The sequence below is a fragment of the Bradyrhizobium sp. HKCCYLRH3073 genome, assembly GCF_051167995.1.
Taxonomy (GTDB): Bacteria; Pseudomonadota; Alphaproteobacteria; order Rhizobiales; family Xanthobacteraceae; genus Bradyrhizobium.
Genome location: NZ_JBNPUD010000010.1, coordinates 239,448 through 263,410 on the forward strand (window position 1 = coordinate 239,448; position 23,963 = coordinate 263,410).

Below are 23,963 nucleotides of genomic sequence, written 5' to 3' on the forward strand. Positions count from 1 at the left end.
TGCGGGCAGCGTGGAGGTCCAAAACGCCGCGCAAGCCCGAGAGACGCTGTGTCGCATACCGAAATTTAATCCGCGCCCCGGCTGGCCGGGCCACAAAGTCCCCCTAAATCTTGGCCGCGCTTCGCCGGAACAAGGCAAGCGGCAGGAGAACGACATGACACCGCAAGAACGCCAACTCATCGACGATCTGTTCGACCGGCTTGCCAAGTTGGAGAGTGCACCGCGTGATCCGGAGGCCGCCGCCGCCATCGCCCAGGCGCTGCAGCGGGCTCCCAATGCCGTCTACGCGCTGGTGCAGACGGTGCTGGTGCAGGACGAAGCCTTGAAACGCGCCAATGCCCGCATCGAGGAGCTGCAGCACGCCCAGGCCCCGCAGCAGGCTCAGTCCGGCGGCTTCCTCGATTCGATGCGCGACAGCATCTTCGGCGCGGGCAGCCGCGGGTCGGTCCCTAACGTGCCGCCGCCGTTGCCGAGCCGGCCGGTCTGGAACAGCGGCCAGGCGATGCCCCCGGGCTACCAGGGCCAGCCCGGCTATCCCGGTCAGCCCGGCCCCTACGATCAGGGCGGCTTCGGCCAGCCGCGCGGCGGCATGTTCGGCGGCGGAGGCGGCTCATTCCTCGGCACGGCCGCGGCGGCCGCGGCCGGCATGGTCGGCGGCTCACTGTTGCTCGGCGGCATCCGCTCGATGATGGGCGGCGGGTCGCATCAGGCGTTCGGCGACACCACGATCATCGAGGAGCGCGGCGGCGGTGCCAGCCCGTGGAGCGGCGACCAGTCCGGCGGGTCGCTGGCGCGTGACGCCGGTCTCGACGACATCGGCCGCTCGGGCGGCGACAGTGGTCGTGCCGGCCTGTTCGACCAGGCGAACTACGACGACAACGGCAATGACAGCGACGCGGCCGACTTCGATTCCGATGACGGCTATGGCGACGACGACGGTGGCAGCGACTACGCGTGATCCTCCCGGGTCGCAGCCAATTCGAGAATGCAAAGGCCGCCCGGATGGGCGGCCTTTTTCAATGGCCGATGTCGTGCGGTGGCGGTCGTCAGAGCACGATCACCCGGGCACCGACGTTCACGCGGCCATAGAGGTCGATGACGTCCTCGTTGCGCATCCGGATACAGCCTGACGAGACGTTGGTGCCGATCGTCCATGGCTCGTTCGACCCGTGGATCCGATACAGCGACGAGCCGAGATACATCGCGCGTGCGCCGAGCGGGTTCTGCGGTCCGCCCTCCATGTGCCGCGGCAGGTCGGGCCGGCGCGCGAGCATTTCCGGCGGCGGCGTCCAGTCCGGCCATTCACGCTTGGCCGAGATCGTCTTCACGCCCGACCAGGTGAAGCCGGGCCGGCCGACGCCGATGCCATAGCGCAGCGCCCTGCCCTCGCCCTGGACCAGATAGAGGAACTTGTTCGGCGTATCGATGACGATCGTGCCCGGCCGTTCTTTGCCGTCATAGTCAACGATCTGTTTCTCGTACTTCGGATCGAGCGGCCGCTGCGTCTGCTCATAGGCCTCCTCATCCGGCACTCCCTGCTGCGGAACCATGCCAGGCGCCAGCTGCTGCGGCTCGTAATAGGACGGCTGCTGCTGATACATCGGCTGTCCCGGCGGAGGCGCGCCGCGGCCGCCTTGCGGATCCCCGAACAGGAATTCGATGAAGCCGCCACCCATGCGCGAGCGTTCGACATAGGCGGTGCGCACCGGCGCGGATTGCTGCGGCGGCCCGCTGTAGATCACGGTCGGCTGCTGAAACCCCTGGGCCGCCGCCCGATCCAGACCTGAATAGAATGCGCATGCGCCGGCCAGCAGCGCCGTGGAGAATAATTTGAACATCGACGTACTCTGTACTGTTTCGTCTGGAGACTGTTCGTCGCGCGAGGCGGCAACGCCGCCGCGTATCGTCAATAAAGAGCAAAACCCGATCGCTTTGGTAAACGCGGGAGGCGCCGGGATTCACCATCGCTGCATACGACGGCGGTTTTGATGGCTAGCGTTTATTTTGCGTGAAGGCCGGCGGGGCATGGTTAATAGTTGACGCACGATGCACGCCAGCGTTGCTCAACCGCGGTTCCTGGCGTGAACGCGATGTTAAATAGGCTCTGCGTAGAACTGATCCGAACAAGAGGTCAGGGATACTATCATGGCTGTTCGCAAGCGTTTCCGTATCGAAGAAGCAATCGTCGGCCATATGCCGGAGCCCGACTTCGTGGGCGGCGAGATCGGCCCCAACCACAAGGAAATCATGGACGAGCTGCGCGCGATCCGCTCCCAGATGGCCAACGCCATCCGCAGCGGAGGTAGCAACACGGCCAACGCCGCCATCGAAGAATCCGCCGCACGCGAGGTCGCCGAGGCGCGCGCGCTGCTCGAGACCTATCGTGCCCAGATCGAGCAGTGCGAAAAGCTCAAGGTCGAGCTCGACCTGATCCACGACGCGATCAACCGCACCAAGGGCGAGATCGCGACCCTCCATGCCAAGAGCTTCAACGGCGAGGAGATGGCCAAGGTCAACGGCGAGCTCGGCGCGGTCGTCGGCGGCACCGAGCAGGCGACGCAGCAGATCCTCGAAGCCGCGGAGGCGATCGACCAGGCCGCGAGCGCGCTGTCCAAGGTGGACTCGGCGGACCAGCAGAAGATCCTGAGCGAAGAGATCCAGGAGCGCGTGGTCTCGATCTTCGAGGCCTGCAACTTCCAGGACCTGACCGGCCAGCGCATCAACAAGGTCATGACCACCATGAAGTTCATCGAGCACCACATCGTGGTGATGATGGACATCTGGGGCGGCGTCGACGCCATCAAGGCGCATGTGCCGCCGATCGTCGACACCCGCGAGGGCGACGCCAGGCTGCTGAACGGCCCGAAGGCGGCGGGCGAGGTCGGCCACGCCTCGCAGGACGACATCGACGCGATGTTCAACTGAGGTCGGCGGCCAGTCCCAGCGACCGCTTCAGGCCACGTCATCGTACAGAACGCCGGCGCAGTCGCCGGCGTTTTTCGTTCGACTCTCGACCTTTGCGGGATGATCGCCCGGATCTCAGGCGCGCGGCCCGCAGCGGACGTAGACCATCGTCTGGTAACGGGTCGCCGCATCCTTGTCGACGAAGCGGGTGATCAGCACACGGCCGTCGAAGGAGATGACCTCGCGGTCCTGCTCGCCGCCGGGCGGTCCGGCCGGGCCGATGTAGTTCTTGCCGCTGGCCGACCCCTTCAGGCGCAGTTCCTGGGGAGTCGCCTGGTCGGCCAGATGCATCACGACACCGCCGGACGTGCCTGCCCCGATGACGTAAGGCTGTTTGCACTGCGCCAGAGCCATCTTCTCGGTGCGCGCGCGGTCATTCGGATTGTTGTAGGCGGCGAGGCCCCATTTGCCCACGAGATCCTCGGGGCGGATCGTCGCCGGAACCTCGGGCTCGACCGGCGCCTCGGTCTGCATGGGGGGCGACGGCGACAGGCTGAAGCCCGTGCACGCTCCCAGAAGCATCGTGAGCGCCGACGCGATCGCGAGATTGGCAACCGGCCGCGCGCACCGTGAACTCGTCATGGCATCCCCTTAGGAACAGAATCGTGGCTGCCCCGTCCGGCAACCAAGCGCAAAACGCTCGTCAGAGCAATGACGTCGGATGACGACGCCGCTCCACTAACATGTCTGGCCCCGGACAACATCCCCCTAACAGCCTCAAGAACGGCTTAACGGCTGGCCGTTGCTTGACAGGAACAGCCGCAAGCCATATTTCCCCGAGCGGTCTTTAGCACTCGGAGGGCGCGATTGCTAAGGCTGCGAGCCAGTTGGCGCCAAGTGGGCGTCAAATGTGGTCGCATTCAGATTTCCTCCGACAGCAACACTTATCCAAGCACCCCAAAAGGGATCCGTCATGGCCAAATCGAAGTTTCGTCCCCTGCACGACCGCGTCGTGGTTAAGCGCATCGACGCCGAAGAGAAGACCAAGGGCGGCATCATCATTCCCGACAGCGCCAAGGAAAAGCCCTCGCAGGGCGAAGTCGTCGCCGTCGGCCCCGGCGGCCGCGACGAGAGCGGCAAGCTGATCCCGATCGACGTCAAGGTCGGCGACCGCGTGCTGTTCGGCAAGTGGTCCGGCACCGAGGTCAAGCTGGACGGCGAGGAGCTCCTGATCATGAAGGAGTCCGACATCATGGGCGTCGTCGCCTGATCCCGACCTGTCGGGGGCGGCGATCAGCCGCCCCGGGCGAAAATGCTCTGCAACCTCGTTCCGGCGACAGACGGGCGATCACGCCCCTCGCCGTCGAGGTCTACTCCAGGAGAATTTTGAAATGGCAGCCAAGGACGTCAAATTCGCCGGCGACGCACGCGACCGCATGCTGCGCGGCGTCGACATTCTCGCCAACGCCGTCAAGGTGACGCTCGGCCCGAAGGGCCGCAATGTCGTCATCGAGAAGAGCTTCGGCGCTCCGCGCATCACCAAGGACGGCGTCACCGTCGCCAAGGAGATCGAGCTGGAGGACAAGTTCGAGAACATGGGCGCGCAGATGCTGCGCGAGGTCGCCTCCAAGACCAACGACACCGCCGGTGACGGCACCACCACCGCGACCGTGCTGGCCCAGGCCATCGTGCGCGAGGGCGCCAAGGCCGTTGCCGCCGGCATGAACCCGATGGACCTCAAGCGCGGCATCGACATCGCGGTGGCCGCCGTGATCAAGGACATCGAGAAGCGCGCCAAGCCGGTCGCTGCGTCCTCCGAGGTCGCCCAGGTCGGCACCATCTCCGCCAATGGCGACGCCGCGATCGGCAAGATGATCGCCCAGGCGATGCAGAAGGTCGGCAACGAGGGCGTCATCACGGTCGAGGAGAACAAGTCGCTCGACACCGAGGTGGACATCGTCGAAGGCATGAAGTTCGACCGCGGCTATCTCTCGCCCTACTTCGTCACCAATGCCGAGAAGATGACCGCCGAGCTCGACGACGTCTACGTGCTGCTGCACGAGAAGAAGCTGTCCGGACTGCAGGCCATGCTGCCGGTGCTCGAAGCCGTGGTGCAGTCGGGCCGTCCGCTCTTGATCATCGCCGAGGACGTCGAGGGCGAGGCGCTGGCCACGCTGGTCGTCAACCGCCTGCGCGGCGGCCTCAAGGTCGCGGCCGTCAAGGCGCCGGGCTTCGGTGACCGCCGCAAGGCCATGCTCGAGGACATCGCGATCCTGACCGGCGGTCAGCTGATCTCGGAAGATCTCGGCATGAAGCTCGAGAACGTCACGGTGAAGATGCTCGGCCGCGCCAAGAAGGTCGTGATCGACAAGGAGAACACCACGATCGTCAACGGTGCCGGCAAGAAGGCCGATATCGAGGCACGCGTCGGCCAGATCAAGGCGCAGATCGAGGAGACCACCTCGGACTACGACCGTGAGAAGCTGCAGGAGCGTCTCGCCAAGCTCGCGGGCGGCGTCGCGGTGATCCGCGTCGGCGGCGCGACCGAGATCGAGGTCAAGGAGAAGAAGGACCGCGTCGAGGACGCCCTCAACGCGACCCGCGCTGCGGTGCAGGAAGGCATCGTCCCCGGCGGCGGCGTGGCGCTGCTGCGCGCCAAGAAGGCGGTCGGCCGCATCACCAACGCCAACTCGGACGTCCAGGCCGGCATCAACATCGTGCTGAAGGCGCTCGAGGCTCCGATTCGCCAGATCTCCGAGAACGCCGGCGTCGAAGGCTCGATCGTGGTCGGCAAGATCCTGGACGAGAAGTCCGAGACCTTCGGCTTCGACGCGCAGACCGAGGACTATGTCGATATGGTTGCCAAGGGCATCATCGACCCGGCCAAGGTGGTCCGCACCGCGCTGCAGGACGCCTCGTCGGTCGCCGGTCTCCTGGTCACCACCGAGGCCATGGTCGCCGAGCTGCCGAAGGATGCGGCTCCCGCGATGCCGGCCGGCGGCGGCATGGGTGGCATGGGCGGCATGGGCTTCTGAGCCCTGCTTTCGACATCTCACATTCAGGAAGGCCGCCTCCGGGCGGCCTTCTTTTTGGCCGAGTGTCCGCGCCGGGGGTGCAGCGACCGCAAATCGGCGCTACAGCTTAAGGCCGATTCTGCCCCCACAAGGATTTTCAGATGCGCGCGATTTTGCTTGCGCTGGCCGTGATTGTAGCGGCCGCGCCGGAACTCGGTTGGGCCCAGAGCAAGAGCGGGACCAAGGCCCCCGCCAACGAGACGCGGTATTTCACCGCGATCGACGGTCTGATGGACGGCAATGCCGACGTGATCCTGAAGGAGACGCGCCAGGGCAAGACCGTCACCGCCGCCACGCTCGACGTCTGCTATCCCGTCGCAAAGAATTCGGATCGCAAGGACCGCTTCGTGGTCAGCCTCACGGTCAACGGCCAGACCTTGACCGGCGCGACCCAGAGCAACGGCGCCAAGGAGCCGGTCACGGTGAAGCTGAATCGCAAGCCGACCGGCGACACGTTCGAGTTCCGCGGCCAGATCACGATCGGCAAGAGCGTCACAGAGGTGGCGTCGACCGACAACTCCGACGTCAGCGAGAAGGAGTTCCAGGAGAGCCAGTCGAGCGACGACGGCATCAGCGCCCAGCCGAAGGACTTCACCGACGTCTCGCCCGAGGCGGTCTCGGTCCGGCTCAAGCTCGACGCCATGACCGACTTCCTCAAGAGCCTGAAGGGCGAGAACGTCGAAGTTTCGCTGTCGAGCCTGATCGTGAACTGCGATGCCTTGCGCGCGGGCGAGCAGACCATCAGCATGACGGTCGACCCCGACCGCGCCGGAGCGTTGATCGCGAAGGCGCGGGCCATGAACGGCGTGGTGACGGCCGGCTGGACCGCCGGCACCGTCGAGATGGACCGCACCATCCGTTTCGCGGCTGCCGACTGGCGCGACGGCGACAAGATCAACAAGGACAAGCTCGCAAACGCGATCTCCGACGTCCTGGCCCGGACCTACAATGCCAAGCCGACGAGCGCGGCGTGGAATCCGGTCAGCGGCAAGCTGAAGCTGACGTTGAAGCGGCCGAGCCAGCTGATGCCGGCCCTGGAGCTCACCGACGTCATCGAGGTCACCGGCCTCGTCTCGGCGGACAAGCCGGGCGGCGCGGACGCGCTGATGCTGTGGATCAGCAGCCCGACGACGACGACGATCGACGAGAGCTCCGCCGCCAAGCTGATCCTGTCGGACGAGTCATCCGGCGACGAGGAGGGCGACACCCGTGACGATGGCGGCGCCATCGACGAGCTGGCGAAGGCCTTCAAGGCCAAGCGCTGGGACGCGGACAACTCGGTCTGGAAATAAAGAGCGGCGGGCGCGCAGTCGACCGGTGCGCGCCCCCTTTCTTCAATTGGCACGGCGCATATGGCAACCCGTTGTGCGCTCACGTCTCTCTCCAGGTCGTCATGGCCGGGCTTGTCCCGGCCATCCACGCCGATCGGCATCCTGGGACGGACGTGGATGCCCGGGCCTTCGCCGCGCCGAAGCGGCTGCGGCCGCGCAGGCGGGACGAGCTCGGGCATGACGGAGTAACTGACCAGCAGGGTTGCTGGTCTCAGCGGCTTTTCATCTTCACAGGCGACCGCCCTGCCTCAGTTCGTATTGAGTCGGAAGCGCAGCGTCTTCGGCCCGATGAAGATGATCAGGTCGCCCTGACGCTTCCAGTTGGTCGCCGCGCTCAGCGCCGCGATCAGTTCGTCGTCGGCCTGGGCGCGCGCCGCCGGGCAGTTGCGGTCCTCGATCTTGCTGGCGATGAACACGATGGTGTTGCCGGCAACCGAGAACTGGCCCTTGCCGCCCTTGCACCACAGCTCCAGCACGGTGTCACCGTTATCGCCGATGTCGAGATCCGGCACCCGCTTCGAGCCGGGCTGCGGCAGCGCATCGAGCGTCATCTCCATGCCGAAGGGAAATTCCTCCGCCGAGGCGGCGGCGAGCGCCAGCCCCGACATCGACAACGCCACCGTCGCCACGGCGCAGCCACGCTTCAACACTTGCATCGTTCCCCTTCACACCAGTCACGCGCAGGGCTCGCCTTCCAGGCGATGGCCGTGACCACCGCCAGCACGGCTCCCGCACAAATGTGTTCCAAACATAGCAAGCCCCGCGCCGCAGCTGCGGCGCGGGGCTTTTGTCGCAGACGGTGTTGCTACTTCAGCACCATCGCCGTGAACGGATAGACATAGGCCTGCAAGGTGACGAACAGGCCGACAAGACAGGCCAGCACGATCGAATGCAGGAAGACGTAGCGCAGGATCGAGCTCTCGTGGCCGTACCAGTTGGTGGCGGTCGAGGCGACGACGATCGACTGCGCATCGATCATCTTGCCCATGACACCACCGGAGGAGTTGGCGGCTGCCATCAGGACAGGGGACAGGCCGAGCTGCTCGGAGGTGATCTTCTGCAGGTTTCCGAACAGCACGTTCGAGGCCGTATCCGATCCCGTCAGCGCCACGCCCAACCAGCCGAGCAAGGTGCCGAAGAACGGATAGAGCACGCCTGTCGCGGCAAAGGCCAGGCCGAGCGTGGCATCGACGCCGGACAGCCGGGTCAGCGTGCCGATCGCGAGCATCGCCGAGATCGTGATCAGCGAGATCGCGCAGAGACGGATGGTGCGGCCATATTCCGCGATCAGCTTGCCCGGTCCGACACCCATCAGGAAGCCGGAGATGATCGCGGCGATCAGCATGCCGGTGCCGGTGAAGGTCAGGTAGGTGAACGAGAACACCGCGCCTTCCGGCGTCGGCTTCGCAGCCACCGGCGGCATCTTGTTGATCAGCTTGTCGAGCTCGGGCACCGGATAGTTCCAGGTGAAGATCGAGTTCGCCCAGGCCTTGAAGGCGCCGTTGCCCCAGATCAGCATGATGATGCAGACGATGATCCAGGGCAGCAGCGCGCCCCAGAGCTCGGCTTGCGTCAGCGGCGTGCGGTCCAGCGGCTTCGCCGCCGTCATCGTGGCGGCCGATTCGTCACGCCCGCGCAACGCCGGCGACAGCCACAGCTGCCTCGGCTGCCAGACCTTCAGGAACAGGATCAGCGCGCCCATCGAGATCAGCGAGGCGCCGATGTCGACGATCCACGGGTTGACGTAGTTCGAGATCAGGAATTGCGGCACCGCGAACGAGACGGCGGTGACCAGGATCGCCGGCCACACGTCCTTCATGCCCTTCCAGCCCGCGAACGCCCAGATCACCCAGAACGGCACGATCAGCGAGAACATCGGCAACTGCCGGCCGACCATGGCGCCGAGGATGTAGGGGTCGAGGCCGGTGACCGAGGCGAGGCCCTGGATCGGCGTGCCCAGCGCGCCATAGGCGACCGGGGCGGTGTTGGCGATCAGCGACAGGCCGGAGGCCGCGAGCGGCGAGAAGCCGAGGCCGATCAGCACGGCACCGGTGATCGCCACCGGTGTTCCGAAGCCGGATGCGCCCTCGAAGAACGCGCCGAACGAGAAGGCGACCAGCAGTAGCTGCAGGCGCCGGTCTTCCGTGACGCCGCCGATGGCGCGCTTCAGAAGCTCGAACCGTCCGGTGGAGACCGTGACCTGGTAGAGGAAGATGACGTTCAGGACGATCCAGCCGATCGGAAAGAACCCGGTGATGACGCCCAGAAACGTCGCGCGCAGCGACATGTTGGCGGGCATCGTGAACACGAAGATCGTGATCAGGTTGGTCAGGATCACGGCGATGATCGCCGCGATGTGTGCCTTGACCTTGCCACTGGCGATCAGCACCAGCAGCGTCACGACCGGGACGGCGGCGGCCAGCGTCGACAGCGCCGGGCTCCCCAACGGGTCGTAGATTTGATTCCACATCGTGACTTCTCCCCCCACGTTCTTGTCGTTGGACCCCGTCCGGCGGGACGGATCAGGTCTGCTCGCCAGGCCCCCAAGCCTGGCAAAGGTCGGAAAAGGCGATCACAAAACCGGCAACGCCCAACTCTGCTCAAATTCTCGCGAAATCTGGCGGCGGTCGCAGTCCCTCTCCCCTGCCCCATGCTACGGTTTGTCACACGCGACCGACAAGCCGGCGGCCACCCGCCAGATTACGACTTTAGTCTAGGCAGGCGGCGACACCAGCGATTTTCTCGTTTTTAGTCAGCCTGTTAAGACCTTTTCTCAGGAGCAGCCCGTCTGTGAACAATCTGCGCTCGACCGTCGCCACCGTCTGGCGGATCGCCATTCCCTACTTCCGCTCCGAGGACAAGGTCGCCGGCCGCATCCTTCTCGCCGCCGTCATTGCGATCGAGCTGTCGCTCGTTGCGATCCAGGTGCTGGTGAACCAGTGGCAGAACAGGTTCTTCAACGCGCTGCAGCAGTATGATTGGAACAGCTTCATCTGGGAAATCGGCGTGTTCGCCGTACTGGCGACCATCTTCATCATCCTGGCCGTCTACCAGCTCTATCTCAATCAATGGCTGCAGATCCGCTGGCGGCGGTGGATGACCGACGTCTACCTGCGCCGCTGGCTGGACAACGCCACGCACTATCGCATGCAGCTCAAGGGCGACATCGCCGACAACCCGGACCAGCGCATTGCCGACGACGTGCAGCTGTTCGTCGACAAGACACTGAACATCACCATCGGCCTGCTCAGCTCGGTCGTCTCGCTCGCATCGTTCATGGTGGTGCTCTGGGGGCTGTCGACCGATGCCCCGCTGCAGCTGTTCGGCACCAACATCGCGATCCCCGGCTACCTGGTCTGGATCGCGCTGATCTATGCGATCTTCGGGACCCTCCTGACGCATTGGATCGGATCGCCGCTCGTCAATCTCAACTTCGAGCAGCAGCGCTACGAGGCCGACTTCCGCTTCAACCTGGTGCGGGTGCGCGAAAGCTCCGAGCAGATCGCGCTGCTGCGCGGCGAAGGCGCCGAGCAAGGTCAGCTCGGCACCCGCTTCGGCCGGGTCGTCCAGAACTGGTACCAGATCATGAGCCGGACCAAGCGGCTGACGGCCTTCACGGCGGGCTATTCGCAGGCGGCCGTGATCTTTCCCTATGTGCTGGTTGCGCCTGCCTACTTCGCCAAGTCGATCCAGATGGGCGGCATCATGCAGACGGCGTCCGCCTTCTCGACGGTGCAGGGTGCGCTGTCGTTCTTCGTGACGACGTATCGGACGCTGGCCGACTGGCGCTCGACCGTCGCCCGCCTCGACGGCTTCGACATGTCCATCGAGAGCGCGCACAAGCTCGCGGGCGAGCCGCAGACGATCGACATCGTCGACCACGCCGGCGACAGCATCGATCTCGCCCAGTTGCTGCTGAAGCTGCCCAATGGCCTGCCGCTGGTCGCGGCCGACGGGTTCAGCATCGGCAACAACGAGCGCACGCTGCTCACCGGTCCCTCCGGTGCCGGCAAGTCGACGCTGTTCCGCGCCATCGCCGGCGTCTGGCCGTTCGGCAGCGGCGCGATCGGCGTGCCCGCGCATGCCAAGCTGATGATGCTGCCGCAGCGGCCCTATTTCCCGATCGGCGCGCTCAAGGCGGCGATCGTCTATCCCGCGGCCGCCGACGCGTTCAGCGCCGAGCAGGTCAAGGAGGTGCTGGTGGCCGTAGGTCTGCCGCAACTGGCCGACCGCCTGAACGAGGACTCGCACTGGAATCGGATGCTGTCGCTCGGCGAGCAGCAGCGGCTCGGCATTGCCCGCGCGCTGCTGCATGCGCCGCAATATCTGTTCCTCGATGAAGCGACGGCCTCATTGGACGAGCCGAGCGAAGCCAGGCTCTATCGGGTCATCGCCGAGCGGCTGCCGCAGACCACGGTCGTCTCGATCGGCCACCGCTCGACCCTGCACGATTACCACGACCGCAAGGTCGAGCTGATTCGCGACGGCGAGAAGTTCTCGCTGCGGCAAGCCGGACAGGCCGCCGACGCGACCGCGGGTGGAGGCGGCTGAGGCGGGCGCCGGCTGCGCCCACGCCATGGCGAGCCAGGAACGCGGCCGGACGTCCGAGCGGCAACCGGCCGCTGCCGCCCAAAAGCAGAAGGGCGGCAGATTGCTCTGCCGCCCTCCGATAAGTCCGATCCGCCTTGCGGTGATTACTTCAGATTGCTCATCGCCGTTAGGTCGACCGAGAGCTTGGCGATGCCGGTCGCACCGCACCACTTCGAGCCGAGGCCAGCCGGGTTGATCGGCGTGACGTTGGTGGTGCCGCTGGCGGTGAAGTCGCTGGTGAAGGCGTTGCAATCACCCTTCGACATGTCGGTGTCGGAGTAGCGCAGGTCCAGCGTGAACACCTTGTAGGTGAAGCCGACGCCGATGTTCCAGGTGTTGTAGTCGGCATACTTGATGCCGTTCGGGAAGGCGGGAACGCCGTAGAAGGAGTCCGACGTGCCGAACCACTGACGGCCGAACTCACCCGACACGTACATGCCGACGCCGCTGGAGCCGAAGGTCGTGCTCGGGGCGGTGAACTTGCCGGTGACCGAGGCGTAGTTGCCCCAGGCGCCGGTGTTCAGGAAGTTCGGCGAGTAGAACTCGGTGACGCCGAACGTCCACATGTCGTTCACGGTGTAGTTCATCTTGCCGTAGACTTCGAAGAACGAGACGTCCTTCTTCATCACGTTCAGGTTGGTCAGCGTGTTGGCCTGACACTCGGCGCTCAGCGCCTGACCCGCGAAATCCGTCACGGCGCCGCCGCCGTAGTAGCAGGTGCCGCCCGGATACAGATAGCCCCACACGCCGATGTCGAAGGCGAACGCGCCGAAGGTCGGGCGGATACCGCCGTAGATGTCGATCTCGGCAGCAGCGCGGTTCGCGAACGAGATGCTCTCGCCGGCGACGCCGACGTAGAGCTGCAGGTCCTTGTTGACGTTGTAGCGCGGCTCGAAATAGGCGGCGACCGACGCCTTGTGGTTCGACTGGGTGACGCCGCGGAACACGTAGTCGTTCATGATCGCCGCGCCGAACGCGATGTCCCACGGCTCGAACGCGACCGGAGGCGGAGCCTTATAGGCCTTGACCGCCATGTCCGCCGCCGAAGCCGATCCCGAAACCATTGCCAGCGCCGTTGCCAGCAAAGCCCACTTTTTCATGACGATCCCCATCACCCTATTTCGAAAAAAGCCTGCCCCACCTTGGCCCCCCAGGGCGCAAACAAGACCGGCTGCGTCATCCAGACGCAATTTGTGCCAGGGTCCCGCCACACGTGAAGCAAAAAAGCGCGGCATCTGCCGCCTTTTTGGGCGATTTGACATTTCTACGGCAGGTAGTCGGCGCGTGTTGCATTTGAACAACAAATATCCGTGTCCGAAAGCACGCTAGGACGCACAATCGATTGTGCCGGCCCGCTGGAAACGCGGTGCCGCAAGCAAAACGGCGCAGCGCACCGGAGTCGGATTCGCCCGGCCGTAGATCTGCGGGGACGACCGTTCGGACAAACAGGTCCATCGACAACAAGGGGCAGCCAACGCAGACAACGGACGCTGGCAAACGAAAAGGCCGCAGCGCAGCCGCCGCGGCCTCCCGATGTGAATTCGTCCGGCCCTGAGAATGATCCGGTCCGGAAGGATCAGTTGCTGGACGCCGTGCCCTCGCCGTCCTCGTGCTCCTCGGGCGCCGCGCTCGGCATCGCCCAGCTGGTCTCAGCAGCCGATTCGGTCTCGTGCATTTCGGGGGTCTCGACCAGCGGAGCCATCTTGGGAGCCCGCTTCTTGGCGGCCTTCTTCTTCGGCGCGGCGGGCGCCTTTGCAGCCGCCTTCTTGGCAGCAGCCTTCTTCGCAGGGGCCTTCTTCGCAGGAGCCTTGGCGGCCTTCTTCGCTGCGGCCTTCACGGTCTTCTTCGCCTTCTTGGCCGGCGCCTTGGCTGCCTTCTTGGCGGCCTTCTTCGCGGACTTCGGTGCAGACTTCTTTGCAGCCTTCTTGGCGGACGTCTTCGTCGCCTTCTTCGCTGCCTTGGCCTGCGCCATCAGCTTCTTCTTTTCTTTCTTGTCCTTCTTCGCCTTCTTGTCCTTCGCCATCAGAAACCCTCCAGTTGCCGCCGTTCGATCAGCTCGTCCGGCGGGACGGGCCGGCCATCAGCGCGCGCCCATCCGTCAAATCATTCCTGGCCGCGGACCGCCCGTCGCCCAGTCGAGAAGCTCAACGGTGTGCACGACGGGGACGGAGGTGCCGCTGGCAATCTGCATCATGCAGCCGATATTGCCTGCCGCGATCACATTCGGCTTGACGGTCGCGATGTTGGCGACCTTGCGATCGCGCAGCTTCATCGCGATGTCAGGCTGGAGAATGTTGTAGGTCCCCGCCGAACCGCAACACAAATGACTCTCCGGTATATCTTTCACCACGAATCCGGACTTGGAAAGCAATTCTTTCGGAATGCTCGTGATTTTCTGCCCATGTTGCAGCGAGCAGGCGGAGTGATAGGCCACGACGATGTCGTCGCGCTGAGAGGCGGAGGCCATATCGAGACCGGCGAGATACTCGGTGATGTCCTTCGCCATCGCCGACACGGCGGCCGCGGACGCTGCATATCGCGGGTCTTCGCGCAGCATGTGGCCGTAGTCCTTGATGACGGTGCCGCAGCCCGAGGTGGTCACCAGGATGGCGTCGAGGCCGCCGCGCTTCATCTCCGCGGTCCAGGCGTCGACATTGCCGCGCGCCCGCGCCAGCGCGTCGGAATCCTGCCCCATGTGATGGGTCAGCGCACCGCAGCATTGCTCGTCCTTGACCAGCACGACCTCGACGCCGTGCCGGGTCAGGACGCTGATCGCAGCCTGGTTGATGCGCGGCGCCAGGGCCGCCTGCGCGCAGCCCTGCAGCAGCGCGACGCGGCCGCGCCGCGCGCCCTGCGCGGCAAACACGCTGCCGCCGGCCGGCCCCGGCGGCGGCAGCGCGGCGGCGGGCGCCAGATCGAGCATCGCCCTGACGCGCCGCAGCAGGCTGGGCGCAGGTGCGCGCGAGGCGGAGGATGCCGGCAGCAGCGCCTTGAACGGCCGGCCGAGCCGCGCCAGCGTCATCGCCAGCCGGAACTCGCGCGGTCGCGGCAGCACATAAGCGAGCACGGCGCGGAGCCACCGGTCGGTCAGCGGGCGCTCGTAGCGCTGCTCGATTCGCACCCGCGCCTGATCGACCAGATGCATGTAGTGGACGCCCGACGGGCAGGTCGTCATGCAGGACAGGCACGACAGGCAGCGGTCGATATGCTTGACCACGTCCGATGTCGGCGCCTGGTCCTTCTCCAGCATCTGCTTGATCAGGTAGATCCGCCCGCGCGGGCTGTCGAGCTCGTCGCCGAGCAGCACGTAGGTCGGACAGGTCGCGGTGCAGAAGCCGCAATGCACGCAGGCGCGCAGGATCTTGTCGGCGACCGCGATGTCGGGATCGGCGAGCTGCGCCAGGGTGAACTCGGTCTTCATGACGCAACGCTCCGACGCATCCGCCCGCGGTTGAGAATGGTCTTGGGATCGAAGGAGACGCGCACCCGCTCCTCCAGCGCGGCGACACCCGGCGGCTGCGGGTGGAAGACGTCGACCGCGAGCCGCATCTCGTCCCACGCGCGCAGCAGGGTGGCGTGACCGCCGACGGCCTCCGCCTGCTTGCGCACCAGCCCCGCGGACGCATCGGGCTGCGGCGGCAGCGCGGCCCAGATCAGCCCCCCGCCCCAGTCATAGATCACCTCGCCGCCGGTCTGGCGCGTCAGGGCCTGCCCGATGGCGCCGCCCGACACCGGCGGGCAGACGATCCGCCACACCGTCCAGGCCCCGAGCGGGCCGTTGGCGGCGAACGGCAGCACGTCGCGCACGGCGCTCCAGACCTCGGCGGAGGCGTCGTCCGCGATGATCTCGGCCGGACCGAAGGCCGCGAGCTGCCTGGCAAGCGACGCCGCCCGATGCGCCGCGGACGCCGTGATGCCCTCCAGCCTGATCACCGTGACCGCCTCGCGCGGCGAGCCGGTCGGGCTCAGGCCTTCGACCTCCGGCCGCAAGGTCGAGGCCGGCAGATGCGCGGCTCCGGACACGTCGAACGGCGAGCCGAGCGCCGCCGTCATGGCCCGGTTGGCCTTGAGGTCATCGAGCCCGCGCAGCACCAGCGTGCGCTCCGACTCCGGCCGCGGCATCACCTTCAGGGTCGCCTCGGTCATGACCGCCAGCGTGCCCCAGGAGCCCGCCAGCAGCTTGCAGAGGTCGTAGCCGGTGACGTTCTTGACGACCTTGCCGCCGGTCTTGAAGCTCTCGCCGAAGCCGGAGACGGCATGCGCCCCGAGCAGATGGTCGCGCACCCCGCCGGCCCGGACCCGCCGCGGCCCGGCCAACCCGGCCGCGATCATCCCGCCGAGCGTGCCGCGGCCGGCGGTGCCGAGCAGCGGCCCCGTATCCATCGGCTCGAACGCGAATTGCTGGCTCTTCGAATCGATCAGCGACAGCAGGTCGGCGAGCGGCGCGCCGGCCTGCGCCGTGATGATCAGCTCGTTCGGCTCGTAGGAGACCACCGCGCTCAGCGCCGACAGGTCGAGCACGGCATTGGTGGCCGTCACCTGCCCGATCCCGCGTTTCGAGCCATGCCCGATCACATCCAGCGGCTGCTCACTGGCGATGGCCGAGCGGACCACCTCCTCGACGTCGGCTGCGTTGCGTACTTTCAGGGCGTCCACCACTGCTCGCCTTGCTTGTTGATGATGCCAGCAACCGCGACGCGGGCACCGGCGTTGGAGCCGTTCTAGAGCATGACGGGTGAAAAGGGCAGCCCAAGGCGACGAAAAGATCGTGCGGGGACAAGGGGATGGGAGGGGTGCAGAGCGCATGGGCGGAAACGGGACGCCGCTGAATGCAGTTCCTCTTCTCATGATGTGCAGCGCTCTCCGCCGCGGCGGCCAGTCGGTAGGGCGGGTTAGCGCAGCGTAACCCGCCGACCTTTCGCGCCACGCGGCGGATTACGCCTTCGGCTAATCCGCCCCACGCGCTGCGGGCTGCTACGCAGCGCGCCGCCCGGCCTTCTTCGCCGCCTTCCGCTTCGGGGCCACCTTTGACGCCCCCTTGCCCGGTGCCGACGTCAGCGTCACCCCGAGCGCGCGAAGCACCGTCAGGATGGTGGCGAACTCCGGATTCCCGTCCTCGCCCAGCGCCCGATAAAGCTGCTCCCGACGGATGCCGGTCGCCTTCGCGAGGTCCGACATGCCGCGTGCCCGGGCGATGGTGTTGATCGCGGCGCGGATCTCATCCGCGGTGCCATCCTCGAGCGCCGCCGCCAGAAACTCGGCCTGCGCCTCCGGCTCCGCCAGATATTCCGCCGCATCAAAGCGTGTCGTTGCCATCCGCTATGCCTCTCTCTTCGCCAGTACCTGGGCACGCCGGATGTCCGACCGTTGCGTGCTCTTGTCGCCACCGCAGAGCAGGATGACCAGGACGTCTCCACGCTGAAGATAGTAGATCCGGTAGCCCGGGCCGTAATCGATCCGCATCTCGGAGACCCCCTCGCCGACCGGCTTGCTGTCGCCGAGATTGCCATTCGCGGCCCGCTCGATCCGCGCGGCGATCCGGGCTTTCGCCTTCAGATCGCGCAGGCCGAGCAGCCACGCGTTGAACTCGGCCGTTTGCCGGATTTCGACCATGATGGGATGTTGTATCTTAAAGGGTACACCCGGACAAGGACCAAGATCGACCGCAGAAAAAGTCCGTCGTGGGAGTCAGCGACGCGTGACCCGCCAATCTTTCGAGACACAGCGCGGATGACGCCTTCGGCTGATCCGCCCTACGCCCTCATGCGCGCATCCATCCTTCGTCCGTCATCGAATGATTGACGGCAGGAACAGAGCTATCAATCCCCTCGCACACCATCAACGAGAGGACCAATCCCATGACCGGATACGCCATCGCAACGAAAACCGTGAACGAGGCCGTCAGCGGCGGCGGCCTGCTGGTGGTGGCGCAATGGGAGGCCAGGGACGGCGAGGCCGACCGCGTCGCCGAGATCCTGTCGCGCTTCCTTCCCGAGGCGCAGCGTGAGCCCGGCGCAAAACTGTTCCTGATCTCACGCGCCAAGGACAACCCGGCGCAGTTCCTGTTCTACGAGCTGTTCCGCGACGAAGCCGCCTTCCAGGCCCACCAGCAGAGCGACCACTTCAAGACCTATATCGCGGGCCAGGCCCTGCCGCTGCTGGCACGACGCGAGCGGGTGCAATATGGGCTGATTTAGACAAGTCTGTCTTGAAATCGCCTCTCGTGGATGGGTTGAGCTCTCGCCATCCCCAAGCTGTCATGCTCCGCCCCGGGCCTAGCCTTCGGCGAGCCCGAGGGCAGCGCCGGTCCGCAAACTGGTCGCCGCGAAGGCACTGAAGAGGGTCGAGCGCAACGCGGGTAACGAGGCGCGCACCGCGTGGCGCAAGCTAAGCGAGGCCGTTTACAACGCCACCCACGGCGTGCATGGTACAGCATTCGCACGTATCGGGATTTTATCGTGGCAACCCTTACTCAGAACATTGAAAATCGTGTTCGAAAGCTCCCCAAGCCATCCAATGCAACGCAGGGCTTACAGCCCCTCTTCGAGGCTGTGAGTAATTCGATCTACGCGATTGAAGACCTGCTGGGGGCAAACGTCGCCAAAGGCAAGATTTCCATCCGCGTCAAATCACTGTCCGACTCCGACGAGATCGAGATTGTTGTGGCGGACACCGGAATAGGTCTCGACGCTAAGCGTTACGAAGCATTCTGTGAAATTGACACAGACTTCAAACGTGCCAAGGGCGGCAAAGGTGTTGGACGCTTGTTCTGGCTGGATGCCTTTAGCTCGATCCTCGTTGAGAGCGTCTACGACAGCCCAAGCGGGAAGCTTCGTCGGGTCTTCTCATTCGTTTTAGAGCACGATGACCAAGTCAAGCCGAGTCGGGAAGACGAGCCCGCGCCGGGTGCTTCGACCGGCACTACGATAACTTTCCGCGGGTTACGCACAAAAGAATATGCGGAAACGTTTCCGAAGCGAGCTGACACTTTCCTTCGGTACTTCAGTGCACACTTCATCGCAGACTTCTTGTTAGGAAGTGGTCCGACGATTATCGTCGATCTCGATGGCGATGTTACCACTTATCCCAACGCCGTCGCGGAGCTCACAATAGGCACGCCACTAAAGACAGGAGCGTTCGAGTTAAAGCAGTTCGGCGAGTTGTCTATCATCGGTTTCACTTGCAAAGCCGAAGCAAGCACGGGGCTTGACGGAAAACATCAACTCCACCTTCTCGCCAATGGTCGAACGGTCGAAACGCGCAAGGTCGATAGTTTGCTCGGAGTGACCGATCTTACACGCGACGCTAACAAAGACCTCGTCTTCCATGGCTGTGTCTCTGGCGAATACCTAGATTTGCGGGTGAATGAGGGCCGCACTGCGTTTAATTTGACAGAGAAGACGCTTAGCGAGATCAGCCGCAATTGCATGGAGCAGGTCCGTACAAAGTTGCTTCCGGCCCAGGTCGAAGCCTATGTCGAGGCACGCAGGGAAAACTACCAATCGTTTGTCAGTCGGTATCCGACCTTCGGCTTTGATGATGACGACACCCAACTACAGCGAGTACCGTTTCACGCAACCACCGCCGAGGATTTTGCAGCGGGATTGGTGAAGTATCAGATTCGTCGAGAGGAAGATCGCCAAAAAACTTTGCAGGCGCTTATCGACACGCTGGAATTGCAAGATATTCCTCAAGACTTCGACAAAGCCGTTAGTGACGCAGCAAGAGAAATCCAAACATCGGAGCAATTAGCACTAGCGCAGCACGTCGTCCGTCGAAAGCTTGCGCTTGAATTGATGGAGAAACTGATCAAGCGTCTTCGCGCTCGAAAGGAAAAGGAGGACGATCATTTCCTGGAGAAGACCTTGCACTCCTTCATTTGTCCGATGAACGTTCGGGGCGACGACCCGACTGAGGTTAAGAGCCGCGCCCATGAACTATGGATTGTGGACGAGCGGTTGGCGTTTACAAGAGCCTTCTCGTCCGACAAGCGCCTTGACGCCATCATGGCGAATGGTGGATCGGCTGAGCGACCGGACCTTTTGGTTTGGAATCTAGCGTATGGTTTGGGTGTGACTGAGACTGAGTCCGTAGATACATCGGAACCGCTCCGCACGATGATGATCGTTGAGTTTAAGAGGCCCGGCCGAAGAGACTATAAAGAAGCCGAAGATCAAATCGAGGCGCAGATAGTAAAGTACCTGGGTCAGCTACAGGGTGGTCAGCTTGAGTCGTTCGATCGTTCCCGGATCAGGGTCGCGGGAGATTGTATTTTCTACTGCTATGTGGTTGCGGATATCGTTGGAGATTTGGAGCAGCAGTTGTCGAATTGGGAGACGACTGCCAATGGTCAGGGGCGCATTCGACCGCTGAAAAATCAATACCGCGGCTCGATTGAAGTCATTCAATGGCAAGACCTCGTGAACGACGCATGGAATCGAAACAGGGCAACGATTCACGCGGCGGGTTTGAGCAGGTCAAGGCCGACTCATATTGAAGCTTCAACGGTTGCGGCTAAGAAGCCAGAGCAGGTATTCGATCCGGCCGGTTCTTGACGTAGAACTTGGCCTAACGGCAAAGGCGCCTCGGTTTCCGTGGTGCCCCTCATTGGTCAGAACAGCCACGGCACGACGGAAACAATGAGGGCCAAGGGCAACACCCAGAGCCGAGACAGGGTCATTTAGGAGTTGCGGCCTAAGCAGCCGCCTCGTGATTCGCTGGCGAGCCCATTTGGGCGTTCCGGGTCCACGAGATCATAGAACGTACGCAGCAGCCTTGAGCGACTCGGATGTTTCATCTTGCGCAGGATCACAACAAGGCGCGTATCAGGATTGACCGCCGCAACAGCATCTTTTTCAAAGCCTTCGATCGAGCCAAGCCCGAAAAAGTCGATTATGCAATTTCGCTCATCAGGTTCGAGCGTGCTCAAAGCTCTTTCCGCCCCTTTTACCATGGCACGGAGCTGCGCGACGTCGAGTCGGCGCAAACGTGCCGTGTCAATGCCCCCGCCAAATATTGCGCCTATCAGGATCGCGATCGGCGTACATCGTGTCACAAGCGCCATGACTTCCTGATTGGTCACGAGCTCGGCTAGCGCGCGCTGCACGGCCTCCAGCGTGCCGATTGTCCCGAAGAACGCATCGCTTTCCATTTCGACGGTCGAGAACTTGTGGCCGCAAGAGCCGCATTGACGCTCGCGTACACGATATTCGCCAAACCCTAGCGACTGCCGTCGCTGAGACTGGGTATACCGATGATAAGGGTCGGTTTTGGTAACCCTCTGCTCGGTCCGTTCCCCGCAACCCGGGCATTTCAGAGTTAGAGTATTTCCCATGACTGCCCCACGATCAGCATAGGCGATCGCGGGACACTAGCGCTTCCCGTATATTGAGCAAGACGCTTCGCTGTTTGGGCAATCGGTTCATCGTCGGCGAGGACGCAGACCGTGATCAGGTCTGCGACTAAGGCTGCGCGCCGTAGAGCCCGCAGCCCACGGGAACAGACGCCTCCGAGGCGTCGGGCAAATCACCTATGAGATTTTGAGCGATTCTCACTGCATATGCGGCCAGCCAAAGCCAAATCGCCCCCGTGCCGAAGAACTCATTTGGCGAGCTATTTCAGCGTCAAACTGCCAGCCTGCCCCAAGCGCCAACTTTTCTATTTCGCTTTTCAAGAAATCATGCCATACTCCCCCATCCCGCCTCGCCGAGAGGGGCGTACGCGCGGTCGTCACGATACGTGGGGTGGGGATGCGGTGGCCGTGTCGGGTCGCAGCGTGGCTTCGGTCATGCCGACGAACGATGTCGACGCGGACGTGAAATCGTGTGGGCCTGGCCTCCCGGTGCTGAGGCCAAGCGGGTCGTGCCCCTTGCGGGGCGGGCCAGCGACGGGGACAAGAACGCCGATCCCCGGGGCGAGCACGTATAAGCGTTAAGACCGCCGCGCAGGGAATGCCGGTTGATCGGCTGAACCTGTGGTACCTGCCGCCTGCATTTTTTTCGCAGGCGGGCCATGGGTGAGGCCTTCACCCGGCATTCCCTGCGCCCTCTCGATTGTTTCCGAGGGCGGCGTCGATGGCATCACTCGGGCGGAGGACGCCGCGGGAATGTGGACGTGTGCCTGCGGACGGAGGTGGATGCGATGAGGTCAGCTCTCTCCTCGTCATTCCGGGGCATCGCGCAGCGATGAGCCCGGAATCCATAGCCACAGGCGGATGTCGTTGGAGCGGGATGGAGCTGCCGGCCTGCCCCACACAGCGGCCTGTGGTTATGGATTCCGGGCTCGCCCTGCGGGCGCCCCGGAATGACGTGGGGAGAGAGCGTCAGCGCTGGATGCACCGGCGTTGCGGCGCAAGGCGATCGACGATTGGCGCGCGCGAGGGGCTCGCGGTGAGCGCGGGCGAAAGATGAGAATCCCCTGCCCGCGCGCGCCCTTTTCAGAACCGCGGCAGGTCCGGAAACGCCAGCTTGCCGCCATGGACATGCATCCGCCCGAGCTCGGCGCAGCGGTGCAGCGTCGGGAACACCTTGCCGGGGTTGAGCAGGCCCAAATGATCGAACGCGCATTTCACGCGCTGCTGCTGGTTGAGGTCGATCTCGGAAAACATCTCCGGCATCAGGTCGCGCTTCTCGATGCCGACGCCGTGCTCGCCGGTCAGCACGCCGCCGAGCTCGACGCAGCAGCGCAGGATATCGGCGCCGAACGCCTCGGCGCGCTCCATCTCGCCGGGCTTGTTGGCGTCGTAGAGGATCAGCGGATGCAAATTGCCGTCGCCGGCATGGAACACGTTGGCGCAGCCGAGCTGGTACTTCTCGGAGAGCTCGCGGATGCGCGCCAGCGCCTTCGGCAGCGCGCCGCGCGGGATGGTGCCGTCCATGCAGAGATAGTCCGGCGAGATGCGCCCGACGGCGGGGAACGCCGCCTTGCGGCCGGCCCAGAACAAATTGCGCTCGGCCTCGGAGGTCGAGATGCGGCAGGTGGTCGAGCCGCAGCCGTTGGCGATCGCCTCGACGCGGCCGATCAGCTCGTCGACCTCGACGCCGGGGCCGTCGAGCTCGATGATCAGCAGCGCCTCGACATCCAGCGGATAGCCGGCATGGACGAAGGCCTCGGCGGCGTGGATCGCAGGCTTGTCCATCATCTCCATGCCGCCGGGGATGATGCCGGCGCCGATGATGCGGGCGACGCATTCGCCGGCGGCCTCGACCTCGGCGAAGCCGACCATCAGCGCGCGCGCCGTCTCCGGCTTTTGCAGGATGCGCACGGTGACCTCGGTGACCACGCCGAGCAGCCCCTCCGAGCCGGTGATCAGGCCCATCAGGTCGTAGCCGGCGTTCTCGGTGCACTTGCCTCCGATGCGCAACACCTCGCCGGTCATCAGCACGATCTCGCAGCCGAGCACGTTGTTGGTGGTCATGCCGTATTTCAGGCAATGCACGCCGCCGGAATTCTCCGCGACATTGCCGCCGATCGAGCAGGCGATCTGCGACGACGGATCGGGCGCGTAGTAGAAGCCGGCATGCGCCACCGCCTGGCTGATGGCGAGATTGGTGACGCCGGGCTCGGTGACGACGACGCGGTTGTCGAAGTCGATCTCGCGGATGCGCTTGAACTTGCCCAGCCCGAGCAGCACGCCGTCGGCCAGCGGCAGCGCGCCGCCGGACAGCGACGTTCCCGAGCCGCGCGGAACCACCTTGATGCCCTGCTCGTGGCAATATTTCAGCACCCGCGACACCTGCGCGGTGGTCTCCGGCAGCACCACGACCATCGGCGGCTGGCGATAGGCCATCAAGCCATCGGACTCGTAGGGCAGCATCTCGGCGGCGCTGTCGATGACGCCTTCGCCCGGCACGATTGCTCGCAGTGCAGCAACGATCTCGCCACGGCGCGCCAGCACCGCTTGATCTGCCTCCGGCATCATGATCGCCATCGCGTTCCTCCGGCCTCGATTTTGCCCCGGCCTATCAATCACAACGGAAACGGTTTGGATAGGCAGCGGATCCGCATCGAAGTTTGCGGCAGAGCAACAAGCTCAGCCAATATGCTGATTTGCCTCAGCGCATCC

The 23,963-nt window shown here is 64.4% G+C and carries 20 protein-coding genes; 8 read left to right on the plus strand and 12 right to left on the minus strand.

Annotation, left to right across the window (positions count from 1 at the left end):
• Nucleotides 1–154 precede the first annotated feature (154 nt).
• A complete protein-coding gene (locus ACQR1X_RS23630; protein WP_316179480.1) occupies nt 155–958 on the plus strand; it encodes a DUF2076 domain-containing protein in 804 nt (267 codons plus the stop codon).
• 88 nt (nt 959–1,046) lie between these two features.
• Here ACQR1X_RS23630 and ACQR1X_RS23635 read toward each other — a convergent pair whose 3' ends face one another.
• Entirely contained in the window at nt 1,047–1,838 is a 792-nt protein-coding gene (locus ACQR1X_RS23635; protein WP_434891718.1) for a L,D-transpeptidase family protein, read from the minus strand.
• 307 nt (nt 1,839–2,145) lie between these two features.
• On the opposite strand from ACQR1X_RS23635, the gene ACQR1X_RS23640 reads away from it, so the two are divergent.
• Nucleotides 2,146–2,925, plus strand: coding sequence for a protein phosphatase CheZ (locus ACQR1X_RS23640; protein ID WP_315801904.1), 780 nt, complete (start codon nt 2,146–2,148; stop codon nt 2,923–2,925).
• 114 nt (nt 2,926–3,039) lie between these two features.
• On the opposite strand, the gene ACQR1X_RS23645 is transcribed toward ACQR1X_RS23640, so the two are convergent.
• Nucleotides 3,040–3,546 carry a hypothetical protein gene (locus ACQR1X_RS23645; protein ID WP_315801903.1) on the minus strand — a complete coding sequence of 169 codons (507 nt, stop codon included), beginning with the start codon at nt 3,544–3,546 and terminating at the stop codon, nt 3,040–3,042.
• 331 nt (nt 3,547–3,877) lie between these two features.
• Between ACQR1X_RS23645 and groES the strand changes: the two genes are divergently transcribed.
• The 3 genes from groES (at nt 3,878) to ACQR1X_RS23660 (ending at nt 7,270) form a co-directional block, all read left to right on the plus strand.
• Nucleotides 3,878–4,174: a co-chaperone GroES gene (gene groES, locus ACQR1X_RS23650; RefSeq protein ID WP_008961387.1), complete on the plus strand. Its 297-nt coding sequence runs from the start codon at nt 3,878–3,880 to the stop codon at nt 4,172–4,174.
• A gap of 121 nt (nt 4,175–4,295) precedes the next feature.
• Nucleotides 4,296–5,939, plus strand: coding sequence for a chaperonin GroEL (gene groL, locus ACQR1X_RS23655; RefSeq protein ID WP_315801902.1), 1,644 nt, complete (start codon nt 4,296–4,298; stop codon nt 5,937–5,939).
• Between the two features lie 140 nt (nt 5,940–6,079).
• Nucleotides 6,080–7,270, plus strand: coding sequence for a hypothetical protein (locus tag ACQR1X_RS23660; protein ID WP_434891717.1), 1,191 nt, complete (start codon nt 6,080–6,082; stop codon nt 7,268–7,270).
• Nucleotides 7,271–7,557: 287 nt separating this feature from the next.
• Here ACQR1X_RS23660 and ACQR1X_RS23665 read toward each other — a convergent pair whose 3' ends face one another.
• Both ACQR1X_RS23665 and ACQR1X_RS23670 read right to left on the minus strand, forming a co-directional pair.
• Nucleotides 7,558–7,965 (minus strand): hypothetical protein, encoded by a 408-nt coding sequence (locus tag ACQR1X_RS23665; RefSeq protein ID WP_315801900.1) that lies wholly within the window; start codon nt 7,963–7,965, stop codon nt 7,558–7,560.
• Between the two features lie 149 nt (nt 7,966–8,114).
• The gene (locus ACQR1X_RS23670; protein WP_434891716.1) at nt 8,115–9,779 is read right to left on the minus strand and encodes an L-lactate permease; all 1,665 of its coding nucleotides are present in this window, start codon (nt 9,777–9,779) and stop codon (nt 8,115–8,117) included.
• Nucleotides 9,780–10,099: 320 nt separating this feature from the next.
• On the opposite strand from ACQR1X_RS23670, the gene ACQR1X_RS23675 reads away from it, so the two are divergent.
• Nucleotides 10,100–11,860: an ABC transporter ATP-binding protein/permease gene (locus ACQR1X_RS23675; RefSeq protein ID WP_434899675.1), complete on the plus strand. Its 1,761-nt coding sequence runs from the start codon at nt 10,100–10,102 to the stop codon at nt 11,858–11,860.
• Nucleotides 11,861–12,003: 143 nt separating this feature from the next.
• Here ACQR1X_RS23675 and ACQR1X_RS23680 read toward each other — a convergent pair whose 3' ends face one another.
• The 6 genes from ACQR1X_RS23680 to ACQR1X_RS23705 form a co-directional block, all read right to left on the minus strand.
• On the minus strand, nt 12,004–12,999 hold the full coding sequence (locus tag ACQR1X_RS23680; RefSeq protein WP_316179491.1) for a TorF family putative porin: 996 nt from the start codon (nt 12,997–12,999) through the stop codon (nt 12,004–12,006).
• 476 nt (nt 13,000–13,475) lie between these two features.
• Nucleotides 13,476–13,922: a hypothetical protein gene (locus tag ACQR1X_RS23685; protein ID WP_434891715.1), complete on the minus strand. Its 447-nt coding sequence runs from the start codon at nt 13,920–13,922 to the stop codon at nt 13,476–13,478.
• 75 nt (nt 13,923–13,997) lie between these two features.
• Nucleotides 13,998–15,320: a glycolate oxidase subunit GlcF gene (glcF, locus tag ACQR1X_RS23690; protein ID WP_434899676.1), complete on the minus strand. Its 1,323-nt coding sequence runs from the start codon at nt 15,318–15,320 to the stop codon at nt 13,998–14,000.
• A complete protein-coding gene (locus ACQR1X_RS23695; RefSeq protein ID WP_434899677.1) occupies nt 15,317–16,555 on the minus strand; it encodes an FAD-binding protein in 1,239 nt (412 codons plus the stop codon). The genes glcF and ACQR1X_RS23695 overlap by 4 nt, the downstream gene beginning before the upstream one ends.
• 318 nt (nt 16,556–16,873) lie before the next feature.
• Nucleotides 16,874–17,215 carry an addiction module antidote protein gene (locus ACQR1X_RS23700; protein ID WP_434899678.1) on the minus strand — a complete coding sequence of 114 codons (342 nt, stop codon included), beginning with the start codon at nt 17,213–17,215 and terminating at the stop codon, nt 16,874–16,876.
• A 3-nt stretch (nt 17,216–17,218) separates the two neighbouring features.
• Nucleotides 17,219–17,512, minus strand: a complete 294-nt coding sequence (locus tag ACQR1X_RS23705; protein ID WP_434880426.1) for a type II toxin-antitoxin system RelE/ParE family toxin — start codon at nt 17,510–17,512, stop codon at nt 17,219–17,221.
• A 245-nt stretch (nt 17,513–17,757) separates the two neighbouring features.
• Between ACQR1X_RS23705 and ACQR1X_RS23710 the strand changes: the two genes are divergently transcribed.
• Nucleotides 17,758–18,096, plus strand: coding sequence for a putative quinol monooxygenase (locus ACQR1X_RS23710; protein ID WP_434899679.1), 339 nt, complete (start codon nt 17,758–17,760; stop codon nt 18,094–18,096).
• Between the two features lie 261 nt (nt 18,097–18,357).
• The gene (locus ACQR1X_RS23715; RefSeq protein ID WP_434899680.1) at nt 18,358–20,454 is read left to right on the plus strand and encodes a hypothetical protein; all 2,097 of its coding nucleotides are present in this window, start codon (nt 18,358–18,360) and stop codon (nt 20,452–20,454) included.
• 125 nt (nt 20,455–20,579) lie between these two features.
• On the opposite strand, the gene ACQR1X_RS23720 is transcribed toward ACQR1X_RS23715, so the two are convergent.
• Entirely contained in the window at nt 20,580–21,050 is a 471-nt protein-coding gene (locus ACQR1X_RS23720; protein ID WP_434899681.1) for a hypothetical protein, read from the minus strand.
• A gap of 1,284 nt (nt 21,051–22,334) precedes the next feature.
• Nucleotides 22,335–23,828 carry an FAD-linked oxidase C-terminal domain-containing protein gene (locus tag ACQR1X_RS23725; RefSeq protein WP_434899682.1) on the minus strand — a complete coding sequence of 498 codons (1,494 nt, stop codon included), beginning with the start codon at nt 23,826–23,828 and terminating at the stop codon, nt 22,335–22,337.
• Nucleotides 23,829–23,963: the final 135 nt, after the last annotated feature.